Origin of the sequence: Amycolatopsis roodepoortensis (assembly GCF_014873915.1) — a bacterium.
Lineage (GTDB): Bacteria > Actinomycetota > Actinomycetes > Mycobacteriales > Pseudonocardiaceae > Amycolatopsis > Amycolatopsis roodepoortensis.
Genome location: NZ_JADBEJ010000001.1, coordinates 1598707 through 1615340, shown reverse-complemented (window position 1 = coordinate 1615340; position 16634 = coordinate 1598707). Strand labels below are relative to the sequence as shown.

At 67.4% G+C, this 16634-nt stretch carries 18 protein-coding genes; 10 read left to right on the top strand and 8 right to left on the bottom strand.

Going from position 1 to position 16634, the window contains the following annotated elements; translation table 11 throughout:
• The first annotated feature begins 199 nt into the window (after positions 1–199).
• From H4W30_RS07330 to H4W30_RS07305, 6 genes are all read left to right on the top strand, one after another.
• Positions 200–466, top strand: coding sequence for a DUF3040 domain-containing protein (locus H4W30_RS07330; RefSeq protein WP_126734582.1), 267 nt, complete (start codon positions 200–202; stop codon positions 464–466).
• 64 nt (positions 467–530) lie between these two features.
• Positions 531–956, top strand: a complete 426-nt coding sequence (locus tag H4W30_RS07325) for a YciI family protein (protein WP_126734583.1) — start codon at positions 531–533, stop codon at positions 954–956.
• A 10-nt stretch (positions 957–966) separates the two neighbouring features.
• Positions 967–2019: a DNA polymerase IV gene (locus H4W30_RS07320; protein WP_192742066.1), complete on the top strand. Its 1053-nt coding sequence runs from the start codon at positions 967–969 to the stop codon at positions 2017–2019.
• 245 nt (positions 2020–2264) lie between these two features.
• A complete protein-coding gene (ahcY, locus tag H4W30_RS07315; RefSeq protein ID WP_192742065.1) occupies positions 2265–3740 on the top strand; it encodes an adenosylhomocysteinase in 1476 nt (491 codons plus the stop codon).
• Positions 3741–4102: 362 nt separating this feature from the next.
• Positions 4103–4258: a DUF6131 family protein gene (locus H4W30_RS07310; RefSeq protein WP_007034891.1), complete on the top strand. Its 156-nt coding sequence runs from the start codon at positions 4103–4105 to the stop codon at positions 4256–4258.
• A 149-nt stretch (positions 4259–4407) separates the two neighbouring features.
• Complete coding sequence (locus H4W30_RS07305) at positions 4408–4629, top strand: DUF2795 domain-containing protein (RefSeq protein WP_192742064.1); 222 nt, start codon at positions 4408–4410, stop codon at positions 4627–4629.
• 157 nt (positions 4630–4786) lie between these two features.
• On the opposite strand, the gene H4W30_RS07300 is transcribed toward H4W30_RS07305, so the two are convergent.
• The 7 genes from H4W30_RS07300 to H4W30_RS07270 form a co-directional block, all read right to left on the bottom strand.
• Positions 4787–4999 (bottom strand): hypothetical protein, encoded by a 213-nt coding sequence (locus H4W30_RS07300; RefSeq protein ID WP_192742063.1) that lies wholly within the window; start codon positions 4997–4999, stop codon positions 4787–4789.
• A gap of 151 nt (positions 5000–5150) precedes the next feature.
• A complete protein-coding gene (gene ku / locus H4W30_RS07295) occupies positions 5151–6005 on the bottom strand; it encodes a non-homologous end joining protein Ku (RefSeq protein WP_192742062.1) in 855 nt (284 codons plus the stop codon).
• Positions 6006–6123: 118 nt separating this feature from the next.
• Entirely contained in the window at positions 6124–7350 is a 1227-nt protein-coding gene (locus tag H4W30_RS07290; protein WP_192742061.1) for a styrene monooxygenase/indole monooxygenase family protein, read from the bottom strand.
• Positions 7351–7375: 25 nt separating this feature from the next.
• Positions 7376–7993 carry a GTP-binding protein gene (locus H4W30_RS07285; RefSeq protein ID WP_034307725.1) on the bottom strand — a complete coding sequence of 206 codons (618 nt, stop codon included), beginning with the start codon at positions 7991–7993 and terminating at the stop codon, positions 7376–7378.
• On the bottom strand, positions 7968–8351 hold the full coding sequence (locus H4W30_RS07280; RefSeq protein ID WP_192742060.1) for a DUF742 domain-containing protein: 384 nt from the start codon (positions 8349–8351) through the stop codon (positions 7968–7970). Before H4W30_RS07280 ends, H4W30_RS07285 begins: the two co-directional genes overlap by 26 nt.
• 19 nt (positions 8352–8370) lie before the next feature.
• Positions 8371–8805: a roadblock/LC7 domain-containing protein gene (locus H4W30_RS07275; protein ID WP_005159022.1), complete on the bottom strand. Its 435-nt coding sequence runs from the start codon at positions 8803–8805 to the stop codon at positions 8371–8373.
• Complete coding sequence (locus H4W30_RS07270) at positions 8802–10028, bottom strand: sensor histidine kinase (RefSeq protein WP_192742059.1); 1227 nt, start codon at positions 10026–10028, stop codon at positions 8802–8804. The genes H4W30_RS07275 and H4W30_RS07270 overlap by 4 nt, the downstream gene beginning before the upstream one ends.
• A 271-nt stretch (positions 10029–10299) precedes the next feature.
• Between H4W30_RS07270 and H4W30_RS07265 the strand changes: the two genes are divergently transcribed.
• From H4W30_RS07265 to H4W30_RS07250, 4 genes are all read left to right on the top strand, one after another.
• Positions 10300–10917, top strand: coding sequence for a TetR/AcrR family transcriptional regulator (locus tag H4W30_RS07265; RefSeq protein ID WP_192742058.1), 618 nt, complete (start codon positions 10300–10302; stop codon positions 10915–10917).
• A 30-nt stretch (positions 10918–10947) separates the two neighbouring features.
• Complete coding sequence (locus tag H4W30_RS07260; protein ID WP_192742057.1) at positions 10948–12681, top strand: ABC transporter ATP-binding protein; 1734 nt, start codon at positions 10948–10950, stop codon at positions 12679–12681.
• The gene (locus tag H4W30_RS07255) at positions 12681–14705 is read left to right on the top strand and encodes an ABC transporter ATP-binding protein (RefSeq protein ID WP_378234874.1); all 2025 of its coding nucleotides are present in this window, start codon (positions 12681–12683) and stop codon (positions 14703–14705) included. The genes H4W30_RS07260 and H4W30_RS07255 overlap by 1 nt, the downstream gene beginning before the upstream one ends.
• A 128-nt stretch (positions 14706–14833) precedes the next feature.
• Positions 14834–16282 (top strand): DNA polymerase ligase N-terminal domain-containing protein, encoded by a 1449-nt coding sequence (locus H4W30_RS07250; protein WP_225948808.1) that lies wholly within the window; start codon positions 14834–14836, stop codon positions 16280–16282.
• Here H4W30_RS07250 and H4W30_RS07245 read toward each other — a convergent pair.
• Positions 16279–16587 carry an STAS domain-containing protein gene (locus H4W30_RS07245; RefSeq protein WP_318780555.1) on the bottom strand — a complete coding sequence of 103 codons (309 nt, stop codon included), beginning with the start codon at positions 16585–16587 and terminating at the stop codon, positions 16279–16281. The genes H4W30_RS07250 and H4W30_RS07245 overlap by 4 nt on opposite strands.
• Positions 16588–16634 lie beyond the last annotated feature (47 nt).

Sequence of the window (16634 nt, the reverse complement as noted above, 5' to 3'; positions counted from 1 at the left end):
CTACCGAGCCCTTCCCTTCCTTGACGATCTTTCGGCACGCCGAAACCCCTAATGGCGCAATGATCAGCGCCTCGAAGGATCTTCGACGGCGAGCCGTATAGGACGTTATACGAAGCTCGGTGAAATTCGATGCTTATCCGGCCCTCCCCCTGGGTATTCCGTGGATGTCGACGGCCGGGGCGCGCCGAAGGAGAAACCGATGCTGAGCCATCACGATCGGCAAGAGCTGGAGAAGATCGAGCGCTGGTTCGAGCTCACCGAGCCGGCATTGGCCGCCCGGCTCCGGTCCGGCAGGCCCGCCCGGCCCCCGCTGCTCCGGCTGGCACTCGTCCTCAGCCTCGACATCACCGCCGGACTGTTGATGCTGCTCGGCATCGTGGTGAACAGTCCGGCCCTGCTCTTGATGGGAATGATCACCGTGACCGCGGCGGTGATCGTCCATCTTTCCCGGTTCGGGCGCGCCTGATCGTCTTCCCGTCCACCGGTAGAGTCCGGGCGATACGTCCAGTTCACTGGGAGGAAGAAGACGCATGCGGTTCATGATCATCATCAAGGCGGACGAGGATTCCGAAGCCGGGAAGATGCCGCCGATGGAGGCTCTGACCGCCATGGCGAAGTTCAACCAGGAGATGCTCGACGCCGGGGTGCTGGTCGGTGGCGAAGGCCTGCAGGAAAGCTCGAAGGGCGCACGGGTCACGCTCAACGCGGCCGGGGCCACCGTCACCGACGGCCCCTTCACCGAAGCCAAGGAACTCGTCGGCGGCTTCTGGATCGTCGACGTCCCTTCGCGCGCCGAAGCGATCGAATGGGCGAAGCGCTGCCCCACTCCCCCGACCGGCGACACCGTGCTCGAGGTCCGCAAGATCCTCGAAGCCGAGGACTTCGGCGAGAACTTCACCCCGGAACTGCAGGAGAACGAGCAGCGGATGCGCGACGAGATCGCCGAACGGTCCTAAGCTCGGTTCCATGGCCGCCGGGGAGTGGGTACTTCACGTCGACCTCGACCAGTTCATCGCGGCGGTCGAGGTCGCCCGGCGGCCTGAGCTGCGCGGTAAGCCCGTCATCGTCGGCGGCACAGGTGATCCCACGGAACGGGCCGTCGTGGCGACGGCGTCGTACGAGGCGCGGGAGTTCGGCATCCAGTCCGGGATGCCCTTGCGAACCGCCGCGAAACGCTGCCCTGACGCGATCTTCCTCGCCACGGACGCCCCCGCGTACCAAGAGGTGTCCGATCGGGTGATGGCGGTACTGCGGGAATTCCCCGTGGTCGTCGAAGTGCTCGGCTGGGACGAGGCGTTCCTCGGCGTCACCACCGACGATCCCGAAGCCCTCGCCGCCGACATCCGGCGGGAAGTGGCCGAGGAGACGGGCCTTTCCTGCTCCGTCGGCATCGGGGACAACAAGCTGCGCGCCAAACTCGCCACCGGCTTCGCCAAACCCGCGGGGATCTTCCGGCTCGTCCAGGACAACTGGTGGGACGTCATGGCCGAGCGGCCGACGGACGCCCTGTGGGGCATCGGCAGCAAGACCACGAAGAAGCTCGCCGAGGCCGGCTACCACACCGTGCTGGAGCTGGCGGGCGCCGATCCGGCGGACCTCGCGGCCCGGTTCGGCCCGAAGCTCGGCCCTTGGTACCGGATCCTCGCCGGCGGAATCGGCGACGCCGAAGTCACCGCGACGCCGTACGTCGCGCGATCCCGTAGCCGCGAGACGACCTTTCAGCAGAACATCTCCGATCCCGAGGCCATGGCGGCGGAGGTCGTCGTGCTGGCGAAACGCGTCTCACAGGACGTCGCCGAGGAAGGCAGGCCCGCCGCGCGGGTCGCGGTCAAGGTCCGGTTCGCCCCGTTCCAGACCCATACGCACAGCATGACCCTGCCCGCACGGACCTCCGACCCCGCCGAAATCGAGAAGGCGGCGCTGGCCGTTCTCGGCATGTTCGACCTCGGCAGACCGGTCCGCCTGCTGGGTGTCCGCGCCGAATTCCTCTCGGCTACGGAGCGATCCGCGTCGCCTTGACAGCGCTCGCGGCGCTTTGCCATTCTGGTTCCGGGTCGAGAGGCGCTGCGACGGAATTCTTCCGCCACGCTCGGCCCGCCGCGACAGACGTAAGGGCGCCTCCCACTGTGGAGGTGCCTTTGTTGCGTCCGAACCCTTTTCCGGTCTTCGAGGCCGAGCACTGAAACCCCCGCACTGACGTCGTCCTTTCCGCCACCGGCGAAAAGGACCGCTCCACCCTGCCTTCCCTGATGATTGGAGAACCCATGAGCCCGACCCTGTCCAAGGTCAACGGGATCGAATTCGCCGTCGCCGATCTCTCCCTGGCCGAGGCCGGCCGCAAGCAGCTGCGCCTCGCCGAGGTCGAGATGCCAGGTCTGATGGCGCTGCGCCGCGAATACGCCGGCTCGCAGCCGCTAAAGGGCGCGCGGGTCGCGGGTTCACTGCACATGACCGTGCAGACCGCCGTGCTGATCGAGACGCTCGTCGCGCTGGGCGCCGAGGTGCGCTGGGTGTCCTGCAACATCTTCTCGACGCAGGACGAGGCGGCCGCGGCCGTCGTCGTCGGCCCGGACGGCACCGTCGAGAACCCGTCGGGCTCGTCGGTGTTCGCGTGGAAGGGTGAGACCCTCGCCGAGTACTGGTGGTGCACCGACCAGCTCTTCGACTTCGGCGACGGCCGCCTCCCGAACATGATCCTCGACGACGGCGGCGACGCGACCCTGCTGATCCACAAGGGCGTCGAGTTCGAGGCCGCGGGCGCCGTCCCGCAGGCGACCGAGGAAGACGGCGAGGAATACGGCCTCGTACTGGAGACCCTCCGCGAAAGCCTCGGCCGCGACACCAGCCGGTTCACCCGGATCGCCAAGGAGGTCCGCGGGGTCACCGAGGAGACCACCAACGGCGTCAAGCGGCTCTACAAGCTCGCCAAGGACGGCGAGCTGCTCTTCCCGGCGATGAACGTGAACGACTCGGTGACGAAGTCGAAGTTCGACAACAAGTACGGCATCCGCCACTCGCTCATCGACGGTCTCAACCGCGGCACCGACGTGATGATCGCGGGCAAGGTCGCGGTCGTCTGCGGTTACGGCGACGTCGGCAAGGGCGCGGTGGAATCGCTGCGCGGCCAGGGCGCCCGTGTGGTCGTCACCGAGATCGACCCGATTTGCGCGCTGCAGGCGGCGATGGAGGGCCTCGACGTCGTGGAGCTCGACGACGTCGTCGAGCGCGGCGACATCTTCATCACCACCACCGGCAACTTCGACATCATCATGGCCGACCAGATGGCCAAGATGAAGCACAACGCGATCGTCGCGAACGTCGGGCACTTCGACAACGAGATCGACATGGCCGGCCTCGCGAAGATCCCGGGCATCCAGAAGATCGAGGTCAAGCCGCAGGTGCACGAGTGGGTCTTCCCCGCGACGGCGGACCGCGAGGCGCACTCGATCATCGTGCTGTCCGAAGGCAGGCTGATGAACCTCGGGAACGCGACCGGCCACCCGAGCTTCGTGATGTCGAACTCCTTCACCAACCAGACGATCGCGCAGATCGAGCTGTTCACGAAGCAGGGCGAGTACACCACCGACGTCCACGTGCTGCCGAAGCATCTCGACGAGAAGGTGGCCCGCCTGCACCTCGACGCGCTGGGCGTCCGGCTGACGAAGCTGACCAAGCGCCAGGCCGAGTACATCGGCGTGGACGTCGAGGGCCCGTACAAGCTGGACCACTACCGGTACTGAGGCTCAGCGACCGCGCGGTCCCACAGGTAGTGAAGGCCTCCTTCCCTACCCTCAGGGTAGGCAAGGAGGCCTTCCCGACCGGGAAAGGTGTGAAGGTCGAGTTTCCTCGGCTGAGCCGAGGGAAGGGGGCCTTCACGCGCAGTCGTTGTGGCTGCTGATGCACAGGGGGCGAAGTGGCGATTACCAAGTCCGTGCCGCCTTCAGCCGTCCTTGCCACTCACGAAGCCGGCGGCCACTAGGCCGAATGCGTGAAAACTTCGGCCGGATGGACCTGTTTTCGCCCCGATCGTGGCGGGAATCCCTCCAGTAGCCACACCCCGGCTGCACTCGGGCCGGGCGACTACGAAGGAGAAGGTGTTCCCGTGATCATTCTCGGCGTCATCCTGATTGTCGTCGGTGTCATCGCCAGCATCCCCGTCCTGTACTCGATCGGGATCGCGCTGGCGGTCATCGGCATCATCCTGGCCGTTCTCGGGAACACCGGGAAGGCCATCGGCGGTCGCGCCCACTGGTACTGAGCACCTGGACCGAACCGGTACCGAGCCCCCGGTACCGCGCTGAAAAACGGCCCGGGCACCCGGCGTTCCCCTCACGCCGGGTGCCCGGGCCGTTTTCGTACTCCGCCCACCGGGTACCCACCCCGGACGAGGAGAAGGAGGGAGAGCCGATGCCAGGGACGGACCCTCGCCCGTACTTGACGGGCGCCAAGTACCCGTGTGGACGCGACGAACTCCTACGGGCCGCCGCCGCGGCCGGAGCGGGCGACGACGTCCTGGGCCCTCTGGGCACGCTGCCCGCGCGTGACTACGCAGACGGAGACGGCGTTTGGGAGGCCATACGCTCCTACAACGGGGCGCCGATCCACGACACCGCGAAGGAAGCACCGTGACATGAAGGGGCCCCCCGGCTCCGAGGGGGAGGGAGAGCCGGAGGACCCCGTCATAGTTAACACATTCCGGCCCGCGATGTACACGAACGCATACACCTTCGAGTGGCAATCGGGCACGAACGCCCGAATCGGGCCGGACTGGTGTATTGGCCGCCGGTCAAGAAGCCCGCAGCAGCAGCTCGGCCGCCATCTCCGCGCACGAGCAGCCGCCGTCGACGTCGAAGCAGTCGATCGTCAGCGTGTGCCGGAGGAAGTCGAGGTCGACGCAGCCGTCTTCGCTGCATTCGGTGAAACCACCGTCGACGTGGACCACCAGGGTCCCGTGGCAGTGATCGAGCTCGCCGGCGCAGAACGCGCACTCCATGTTCATGCCGCCTCCCGCGATCAGATTCGAAGATCGCTTCGGAAAAGTTCTCCTCGATTGCCTTACTACCACCGAGGGGCGACAAATTCCGGCATACGCGCGGCGTGTCGGCGCACCCGGTGCGGTGACACCGGGCACAACCGTCCACAAAGGAGAGTCAGGCGCTCTTCGGGGTTCGCTTGGCCGACGCGGGTTTCTTGGCCGCTGTGGCCTTCTTCGCCGCCGCGGGCTTCCGGCTCTTCTTCGCCTCACTCACACTGGCCTGCAAGGCTTCCATGAGGTCGACGACGTCGGCCTTCGCGCCGACGACCTTCGGTTTCGTCGTCTGGCTGCCCGCGGCCTTGGCCTCGATCATGGCCTCCAGTGCCTCGCGGTACGAATCGCTGTACTTCTCCTGCTCGAACACCGGCTCCGAGAGCGAATCGATCAGCGAGCCCGCCATCGTCAGCTCCTGCGGCCGCACCTGCGGCGGATCCTCGTGCAGGAACCCGAAATCGGGAACGCGGACCTCGTCGGGCCACAACATCGTCGTCATCGTCAGGACATCGCTGTGGACGCGCAGGATCGCGAGCGTCTCCCGCTGCCGGATGGCGACCTTCGCGACCGCCACGTGGCTCGCCTTCTGCAGCGCGTCACGCAGGACCACGTACGGTTTGACGGCGTTCTTCTGCGGTTCGAGGTAGTAGGTCTTGTCGAACTGGATCGGGTCGATGGACTCCAGCGGCACGAACTCGAGCACGTCGATCGCCCGCGACGACGCCAGTGGCAGCTCGGACATGTCCTCGTCGGTGAGCACGACCATCTCGCCGTCGGGCAGTTCGTAGCCCTTGGCGATCTCGGCGTAGGGCACTTCCTCGCCGTCGATCGTGCAGAACCGTTTGTACTGGATCCGGCCGCCGTCGGCCTCGTGCACCTGGCGCAGCGAGACGTTCTTGTTCTCGGTGGCCGCGTAGAGCTGGATCGGGATGCTCACCAGCCCGAAGGACACCGAGCCCTTCCACATCGAACGCATCGAGCCGCACCTCCGCTGCCGTCACCGACCGTACTCACACACGGTGACCACGGTAGCCCGAAACGGCGCACCGCGACAGTCCCGCGAACCCGATCGCGGGACTGTCGCGGTCCCGGAATCAGACCTCGGCCAGGTACTTCTCGGCTTTCGCGGGGTCCAGGAACCAGTGCTGGAAGTCGGTCGGATCGGAGAACCCGTTCGCGAACCGCCGCGCCACGGCCGGCTTCTCCCCCGCCGCGCCGATGATCTGGAGCACGTGCGGGGGCGGCGGCTGCAGCATCGCGTTGGTCCAGATCGTCACGTGCTGGGCGTACTCCCAGTACTTCTCGAACGACGCGGACATCCACTCCTCGTCGAACGGCTTGTCGCCGCGTTCGAGGATCGAGTCCAGATAGGACGCCGCGCAGTGGCTCGCGTTGTTGGAGCCCTGGCCGGTGATCGGGTCGTTGGCCACCACGACGTCGGCCATGCCGAGCACCGCGGTCCCCGAGTCCAGCTTGCCGACCGCGTTCCGCACGACCGGCGTGTACCCGCCGGCCAGCGTCGCCTTGTCGTCGGTCAGCACGGCGTTCCGGGACCGCTCGTACTCCCACGGGAGGAACTGCTTCATCAGCGACAGGATCCGGTCGAGATGCTGCTGCGGCGTCGGCCGGTCGTCCCAGCAGTCGAGCGGGCCGCCGGGGACCCCCTCGAAGAAGAGGATGTCGCAGTTCCCGCTCAGCGTGTACGCGGGGATCATGAACAGCTCACCCACGCCGGGGATGATGTTGAACCGCACCGCCGCCTTGTCCGGGTGCTCGGGCCGCCGCTCGACACCGTGCACGTAAGCGAGCGAAAGCGCGCGCTGGGGTTCGGTGTAGGGCGAACGCTCCGGGATCCGGTCGAACAGCTGGACCAGCTCGCCCTTGCCCGCCGCGATGACGACCAGGTCGTACAGCTTCGCCAGTGGAGCCAGATCCGAGGTGGTGACGCCGTGGATGACGACCTTGCCGCCGCGATCCTCCACCAGCTCCAGCCAGGCGGCCATCTTCACCCGCTGGTCGACCGACTGCGCGTAGTGCTCCAGCGGCCCGAACCAGTCCAGCACCCGGCTGGAGTCCGGCCCCGCGATGGAGACGCCGAGCCCCTCGACCTTGACGGTCTCTTCCTCCCACAGGTTCAGCTTGTGGTCCCGCTCGTGCTGCAGAGCGGAGTCGAACATGCACTGGGTCGACATCACCTTGCCGGAGCGGATCTCGTCCGGCGTCCGCGCCGACATCACCGTGACGTCGTAGTCGTGGGCGAGCAGGCTCAAGGCCAGCTGCAATCCCGACTGCCCGGCACCGACGATCAGAACCTTGCGCATCCTCTGTGTTCCTCCCAGAACCCGTTCAGCTGAGTGAAGCGAACTCACGGCCAGGCCCGGAGACCACCGCGAGGGACAGCGTGTGCGACACCAGTTCCTGCAGCGTCGCGACCGCCGACTTCGGGTCGCGGGCGTCACAGGTGACCAGCGGGATGTCCGGGGACAGCGCCAGCGCGTCGCGCACCTCTTCGAGGTCGTGCACCGGCATGCCCTCGAACTGGTTGACCGCGACGATGAACGGCAGCTCGGAGTCGTTCTCGAAGTAGTTGATCGCGGCGAACGACTGGTCGATCCGGCTGGTGTCGACCAGTACGACGGCGCCGAGCGCGCCGCGCGAGAGGTCGTCCCAGAGGAACCAGAACCGGGCCTGTCCGGGAGTGCCGAACAGGTACAGGAGCAGGTCTTCACGCAGGGTGATCCGGCCGAAGTCCATCGCGACCGTGGTGGTGGATTTGGTTCCGGGCGGCACCAGTTCGTCGACGCCGGCGCCCGCCTCGGTCATCCAGGCCTCGTTGCTCAGCGGGGGGACCTCGGAGACGGAGCCGACGAACGTCGTCTTGCCCACGCCGAATCCACCGGCGACCACGATCTTGGCGGAGATCGCCAGCAGATCGGCGTCAGACCGGGAGGCGCTTGAGTCCATCGAGGATCCTCTCGAGCACGTTCGTATCGTGGTTGTAGGCGTGGGCCGTCGGGTGCACGAAGACGGCGCCCTGGGTGGCGAGGTCGCCGACGAGCACCCGGACCACGCCCAGTGGCAGATCCAGTCCCACCGAAAGCTCGGCGATCGACGAGCGTTCGCGGGCGCGCTCGTACAGCGAGCGCGATTCGGGCATCAGCGCCTCGGCCAGTGACGGGTCGTAACGCGGGACCGAGATCAGGGTCTCCACCAGCAGCAGCTGGCTGCTCTTGGTCCGGCCGCCGGTCAGCGCGTACGGCCGGATTCTGCGGCTGCGCATCTTGACGGGCCGGTCCGGAGATTGGTCGCTGGACACGGTCATCCCTTCCTTCTCCGGATTCTCAGGCCTGCGGCCGTCGGGCGGTCAGGACCTGCCGGAGTCCCGCTCGCACCTCGGGGGTGAGCGCGTGACCGGCGTTGGTGATGAACTGGGTCATCTCGTAGGCGACGACCTTCATGTCGCAGTCCGGTTCGGTGAGCACCGCGAGCCCCGCCTCGGCACCGATCCCCATGAACAGGAAGTACCCGCGGGTGAGCCGGATGATGATCTGCTCGCAGTTGCCCTTGCCGAACAGCGCCGCGCTGTTGCCCGCGAGGCTGAGCAGGCCGCTCGCGATCGCCGCGAGCTGCTCGGCGTCGTCACTGGAAACCGATTCCGAAGCGGTCAAAGGAAAACCGTCGACGGACATGATCAGCGCGTGGCTGGCACCGTGCACCTTGCGCACGAAGTCGTCGAGCAACCACGTGAAATCCGTGGTCGCGTCCTGGGCGGTCACTGGGTGTTTCCTCCGGTCTCACGCTCGTGCCGGTCGTCGAGGGCGGCACGCTCGCCGTCGGTGAAGGCATCGAGGTCGGCCAGCAGCGCTTCGTGCCCGTCCGCCGCGTCGGCGGGCGGGGTGGTCGGCGGGGCCGGTTCGTCGGGCAAAGTCCTGATACTGCGGGAAACCCGGCGCGGCAGGCCGCTGGCCGTGGTGCCACCGGCGGCGGGCGGCTCGAAGGCCGTGCGCGGACGCGGGCTGGGCTTCCGTTCCGGTTCCGGTGCCGCCGAAGGGGCCGGGCGGCGCCGCGGCAGGCCGGACGGTGTCGCGACCGGCGTTCCCACGGGCGCTCCGTTGGTGATCCTGGCCTGCGGCAGCACGACGGTCTGCGAACCGGACCACTGCTTCTCGGCCAGTTCCGACACCACCGGGACCGGCAGCAGCACGGTCGCGACCGTGCCGTGCGGGGTGCGGCGGTCGAGTTTGACGGTGATCTCGTGCCGGTCGGCGAGCCTGCCGACGACCGCGAGTCCCATATGCCGCACGGAATCGTCGTCGAGCACCGGACCGGCCGCCAGCCGCTCGTTCAGCGCCGCGAGGCGTTCGGGCGGCATGCCGATGCCCTCGTCCTCGATGCGGATCAGCACGCTGCCCTGTTCGGTGAGGTGCGCGCTGACGCTGACCGGCGAACTCGGCGAGGACTGGTTCGCGGCGTTGTCGAACAGTTCCGCGAGGATCCGGCTGACGTCTTCGGCGGCGAAACCGACGACACCGAGCGAAACGACCCGGCCGATCGTGATCCGTGAGTAGTGGTCGATCGACGACATCGCGGCCCGCATCACGTCGAGCACCGACGAGATCCCGGCCGTCGTGTCGTCGGCGTCGCGGCCGGCGAGGACGCGCAGGTTCTCGGCGTTGCGCCGCAACCGGGTCGCCAGGTGGTCGAGCCGGTAGAGCTCGGCGAGGCGGTCGGAGTTCTCCTCCCCCGCCTCCATCGTCTCCAGCTGCGCGAGCAGCTGGTCGAGCAGGTTGAGGTCGCGCAGCGCGACATTGGAGCAGACCCCGGCGAGCGCGCCGGCGTCCGGAGCCTCCACGGCGGGCCTCTGCTCCACCTCCGGTTCGCCAGGCGGAGCCGACGGAGCGTGCCGGGGCGGGGCGGCGAGGAACTGCGCCGCGGCGACCCTGGAACGGTCCAGAAGAACCCGTGAGCGGTCAAGCAAGCCTCGAGCCCGCGTCACCATGTGCTTCCACTTCTTTCTCTTCGCATACCCGGACCCGTGTCGCACTCCCCAGCACAACGACGGCCATGCAAGCAGAAGTCACTATCCGTGTCCACAGTCGGTTTCCGTTCAACCGCTGGCAGTGACGTGGTCACGAACGCGTTACGGCTGGTGAGCGCGGCGCGCTAGGCCATTCGGCTGCATCTGAGTGTTCCGCGCCACGGGGGATGTCCGAAAAGTGCGGACTGCGCAGAAATTTGCGTGCCACGCAACTTTTCCTTAGGCTGACGGCATGACCGAACCCTTGGGACTGCGTGAACGCAAGAAGCGCGCGGCCCGGCGCGCCATGAGCGAGGCAGCGCTCAAGCTCGCCATGGAGAAGGGCGTCGAACAGGTCCGCGTCGAGGACATCGCCACCGCCGTGGGCGTCTCCCCGCGCACGTTCAACAACTACTTCTCCAGCAAGGAGGAGGCGATCTGCTCGTTCATCGTCGAACGGCAGGAGCTTCTGCGGGAGGCGCTGCGGGAGCGGCCTTCGGAAGAGACACTGTGGGAGGCGGTCGGCGCCGCGACGCTGGAAGCCTACGGCAGCCTGGGGGAACCGAACCGCGGCTCGGTCGAGCTGGCGCGGTCGCTGCTCTTGCATCCGTCCGTGCAGGGTGAGTTCCTCAAAGCGCACGCCAAGGTCGAGCAGGTACTGGCGGACGCCATCCTGGAGCGCGCGGGCGCGGGCCCGGAAAACGCGTTGAACGCGCGGCTCATGGCGGCGATCGTGGAGTCCGCGGTGAAGACCGCGTTCTTCAGCTGGCTGGTCGACGAGGACTCCAGGCCGTTCCTGGAGACGCTCGAGGTCCTCCTGCACGAGGCCGCGGCGGGGATCCCCTCGCTCACCGGCCCGAACAAGAAGTAACACCCGACCCACCACTGGGGAGAAACCGTTGTGCTGACCAAGCTGTTGCGCATTCACCTGCGCCCGTACCGGCGAGACCTGTGGCTCATCGTGCTGCTGCAGTTCGTCCAGACCCTCGCCGGGCTCTACCTCCCCACCCTGAACGCCGACATCATCGACGGCGGTGTGGTCACCGGCGACATCGACTACATCCTCGGTGTCGGCGGCGTCATGCTGCTGGTGTCGCTGGTGCAGATCGCCTGCTCGATCGGCGCGGTCTACTACGGCGCCCGGACCGCGATGGCGGTCGGCCGGGACGTCCGCGGCGCGATCTTCCACCGCGTCCAGGACTTCTCCGCCCGTGAGGTCGGCCAGTTCGGGACGCCGTCGCTGATCACCCGCACCACCAACGACGTCCAGCAGGTGCAGATGCTGACGTTGATGGCCTTCACCCTGATGGTGTCCGCGCCGATCATGTGCTTCGGCGGCATCATCATGGCGCTGAACCAGGACGTCACCCTTTCGTGGCTGCTCGTGCTCGCGGTGCCGATCCTGGGCGTCTCGGTCGGGGTCATCATCGCGAAGATGCGCCCGGCGTTCCGGCTGATGCAGGAACGCATCGACAAGATCAACCAGATCCTGCGCGAGCAGATCATGGGCATCCGCGTGATCAGGGCGTTCGTCAAGGACACGCACGAACGGCGGCGGTTCACCAAGGCCGACACCGAACTGCTGGACGTCTCGCTCGTCGTCGGCAGGCTGATGGCCCTGATGTTCCCGATCGTCATGCTCGTGATGAACGCCTCCAGCGTCGCCGTGCTGTGGTTCGGCGGGCTGCGCATCGACGACGGCAGCATGCAGATCGGCGCGCTCACCGCGTTCCTGTCGTACCTGATGCAGATCCTGATGGCGGTCATGATGGCCACCTTCATGTTCATGATGGTGCCCCGCGCCGAGGTCAGCGCCGAACGCATCACCGAGGTGCTCGACACGCACACCAGCGTCGTCCTCCCGGCGAACCCGGTCAGCCCCGGCGAGGTGCACGGTCGGCTCGAACTGTCCGATGTGGAATTCCGGTACCCCGGCGCGGAGAAGCCGGTGCTCCAGGACATCTCGCTGCTGGCCCTGCCCGGCGAGACCACCGCGATCATCGGCAGCACCGGCAGCGGCAAGACCACACTGCTCAACCTGATCCCCCGGCTGATGGACGCCACCGGCGGCTCCGTGCGGGTCGACGGCGTCGACGTCCGGGAACTGGATCAGACCGTGCTCTCCGACGCCGTCGGGCTGGTGCCGCAGAAGCCGTACCTGTTCGCCGGGACGGTGGCGAGCAATCTCCGCTACGGCAAATCCGACGCCACCGACGAAGAGCTCTGGCACGCGCTGGAGGTGGCCCAGGGCAAGGACTTCGTCGAGCGCATGCCCGAGGGGCTGGACTCCCCCATCGCCCAGGGCGGGACCAACGTCTCGGGCGGGCAGCGGCAGCGGCTCGCGATCGCGCGGATGCTGGTACGGCGCCCCGAGATCTACCTCTTCGACGACTCCTTCTCCGCCCTCGACTACGCGACCGACGCCGCGCTGCGGCGGGCGCTCACGGCCGAGACCGCCGAGGCGACCGTGGTCATCGTCGCGCAGCGGGTCAGCACGATCCGCCACGCCGACCGCATCGTCGTCCTCGACGAAGGCCGCGTCGTCGGCAGCGGAACCCATACCGAACTCATGGACACGAACGAGACCTACCGGGAGATCGTGCTGTCCCAGCTGACCGAGCAGGAGGCCGCCTGATGAGCGCGCCCGAATCCACACAGTCTTCTTCGGACACCCCGGCCAAACCGCTGGGCGAGCGCGCGAGCGCCGCGCGGGGACCCGGCCCTGGAGGCGGCAGTCTCGGCCGCGGCCCCGCCGGCTTCATGGGCGGGCCGTCCGCCGAAAAGGCCTTGGACTTCAAGGGATCCCTGAAACGGCTGCTGCGCCTGCTGCAACCGCAGCGCGCCATGCTGTACGGCATCCTGATCTTCGGCATCGCCAGTGTCACGCTGAGCGTCATCGGCCCGAAGATCCTCGGGATGGCCACGGACCTCATCTTCGCGGGCGTCGTCGCGAAGGACATGCCCGCGGGAGTGAGCAAGGAACAGGTCATCGCCGGGCTGCGGGCCGCTGGCGACAACACCGTCGCCGACCTGTACTCGGGGATCGATTTCGTCCCCGGTCAGCGCATCGACCTCGACGCCGTCGGCCAGGTCCTGTTGTGGGTGCTGCTGCTCTACATCGTGGCGTCGTTCTTCTCGCTGCTGCAGGCCAGGCTGACCACGAACCTGGTCCAGCGGGCGGTGTTCGACCTGCGGGAGCGGATCGAGGAGAAGTTCGCCAAGCTCCCGCTGAGCTACTTCGACCGCCAGCCGCGCGGCGAGGTGCTGAGCCGGGCGACCAACGACATCGACAATCTCGCGCTGTCCCTTCAGCAGACCCTCGCGCAGATCGTGTCGTCGCTGCTGATGGTCGTCGGCGTGCTCGTGATGATGTTCGTCATCTCGCCCCTGCTGGCGCTCGTCGCGCTGCTTTCGGTGCCGGCGTCGGTGCTCGTCGCGGCCAAGATCGGCAAGAAGGCGCAGCCACAGTTCATCAAGCAGTGGTCCACCACCGGGCGGCTCAACGCGCATATCGAGGAGATGTACACCGGGCACTCGCTGGTCAAGGTGTTCGGCCGCCGCGAGGAGGCCGAAGAGGTGTTCCGTGAGCACAACGACACGCTGTACGGCGCGAGCTTCAAGGCGCAGTTCATCTCGGGCACCATCCAGCCCGCGATGATGTTCATCGGCAACCTGAGCTACGTGCTCGTGGCCGTGATCGGCGCGCTGCGGGTGGCGTCCGGGACACTGTCGCTCGGCGACGTCCAGGCGTTCATCCAGTACTCGCGGCAGTTCAGCCAGCCGGTCACGCAGATCGCCAGCATGGCGAACCTGCTGCAGTCCGGGATCGCGTCCGCCGAGCGGGTCTTCGCGCTGCTCGACGCGGACGAGCAGGAACCCGAGCCCGCCGAACCCGCACGGGTCGAGAATGTGCGGGGGCAGGTCGAGTTCGAGCACGTGTCGTTCCGGTACGCCGAGGACACGCCGCTCATCGAGGACCTGTCGCTCACCGTCGAACCGGGGCAAACCGTCGCCATCGTCGGCCCGACCGGAGCGGGGAAGACCACGCTGGTCAACCTGCTCATGCGGTTCTACGAACTCGACGGCGGCCGGATCACCCTCGACGGCGTCGACATCGCCGGGATGGACCGCGAGGACCTGCGGGCCAAGACCGGCATGGTGCTGCAGGACGCGTGGCTGTTCGGCGGCACCATCGCGGAGAACATCGCCTACGGTTCGGAGGGCGCCACGCACGACGAGGTCGTCGCGGCCGCCAAGGCGACCCACGTCGACCGGTTCGTCCGCACCCTTCCGGACGGCTACGACACGGTGATCGACGACGAGGGCGGCACGGTCAGCGCCGGTGAGAAACAGCTGATCACCGTCGCGCGGGCGTTCCTGGCGAAACCCGCGATCCTCATCCTCGACGAGGCCACCAGTTCAGTCGACACGCGGACCGAGGTGCTGATCCAGCGGGCGATGAACTCGCTGCGCGAAGGGCGGACGAGTTTCGTCATCGCGCACCGGCTTTCCACCATCCGCGACGCGGACGTCATCCTGGTGATGGAGAACGGGTCGATCGTCGAGCAAGGTGACCACGAAACACTGCTGCTCACCGGCGGTGCCTACTCCCGGCTCTACGCCGCGCAGTTCGCGGAGGCACTGGCCGAGACCGACTGAGCCGCATCGGTGTGAAGGCCTCTTTTCCTGCTGTAACCGTGGGAAAAGGGGCCTTCATCGCACGAAAGGACCGTGAACGGCGCTAGGCTTGCGTGACCCGATCCGAAAGAGGGGTGCGCTGGCCGGCCATGGCGGAGAAACTCGGCGAATACCGCCGTAAGCGCAAACCGGGACGAACTCCCGAACCTCTCCCGGATCGCGACGGGGACACCGGGGCCGACGATCTCTTCGTCATCCAGGAACACCACGCGAGCAGCCTGCACTGGGACATCCGCCTCGAACGGGAGGGTGTGCTCGTCTCCTGGGCGGTGCCGAAGGGCCTGCCGATGTCGCCGGATCTCGAACGGCTCGCCGTGCACACCGAAGACCATCCGATGGAATACCTCACCTTCGAAGGCGAGATACCCGCGGGCGAATACGGCGGCGGCACCATGACGATCTGGGACACCGGCCGGTACGAAACGCTGCACTTCAACGACCACAAGGTCGAAGTCGTCTTCCACGGCGAGCGAGCACGCGGGAAATACCTGTTCCTCCACGTGAAGAAGGACGGCAGGGACAACGGCTGGCTGCTCAAAAGGCTCGACCCGGCCGATCCCGGCCGCGCGGAACTCCCCTCCTTCCTCGCCCCGATGCTGAGCAAACCGGGGCGGCTTCCGTCGACGAGCGAAGACGCGGACTGGGCCTACGAGTTCGACTGGTCCGGGCGCCGGACGCTGATCCGGGTGTCCGGCGGACGGATCACCGCCTACGACGATTCGGGGGACGACGTCACCGGCCTGTTTCCCGAATTCCGCGGCCTCGGTGAGCAACTCGGTGCCACGGAAGCGTTTCTGGACGGGGAAATCGTCGTCTTCGACGGCGGGAAGCCGAGTCCGGAAGGGCTCGGGCACCGCGCACGGGCGACGAAGAGTTCCGCGAAACGGCTCACGTCCCGGTATCCGGCGTTCTACCTGGTGAACGATCTCCTGCACCTCGACGGCCGCTCCTGTGTCGAGACGCCTTATGTCGAACGACGGGAACTCCTCGACGAACTCGGGCTCGCCGGGCCGCATTGGCAGGTCCCTCGGTACTACCTCGGGGACGGCGGCGCGGTCGCGCGGGCGGCCCGCGAACACGGGCTCGCCGGTATCGTCGCCAAACGGGCCGGCTCCGCGTATCACCCGGGCAAGCGCACCGGGGACTGGCTTTCCATCACCGGAACCCTGGTACAGCAGGTGGTTCTGGGCGGCTGGCGGCCGGGTGGCGGCAGCCGGGCGGACACGTTCAGCTCAGTGCTGCTCGGCGTCCCGCACGGGGATGGCCTGCGGTACATCGGAAACGTCGGCGTCGGCTTCGCGGGCGACGAACTGGCGGAGCTTTCCGAGCGGCTGTTCCGCTTGGAGCGCAAGACATCCCCGTTCCACTCCGTCCCGGACAAACAGGCGCGGGACGCGCGCTGGTCGCGGCCGGTCATCGTCGGCGAGGTCGTCTTCGGCGGCTGGACCGACGCGGGTTGCCTGCGCAATCCGCGCTGGCGCGGCCTGCTGCCGGACGTCACGGCCGACGAGGTGGAGCTCGGCGGCGGTCAGGACTAGATGCGCACGTCCTCGAGGTCCCAGCGGACGTCGAGATCGGCTCCGACCCCGCTGACGTCCAGGATCCGTGACACCAAAGCGGTCTTCACGATCACAGAGAACCGAGGCGAGACCGCGTTCGCCTCCTCGAGCGCCTGCAACCCGGCACAGCTGAGGAAGCGGACGCCGGAGAGGTCGAGGATCACGTGCTTTCCTTTGACACATGCACCGCTGAGCTCGGTGCGGAACCGGCCGACCGTGGCGGCGTCGATCTCCCCCACCGCGGTGAGGACGAGGACGCCGTCCTTGCGGCGGCTGGTGGTCACGGCCAGAGGCGGCGCTTCGCCGGGTACACGCTGGCCAGGCAACATTG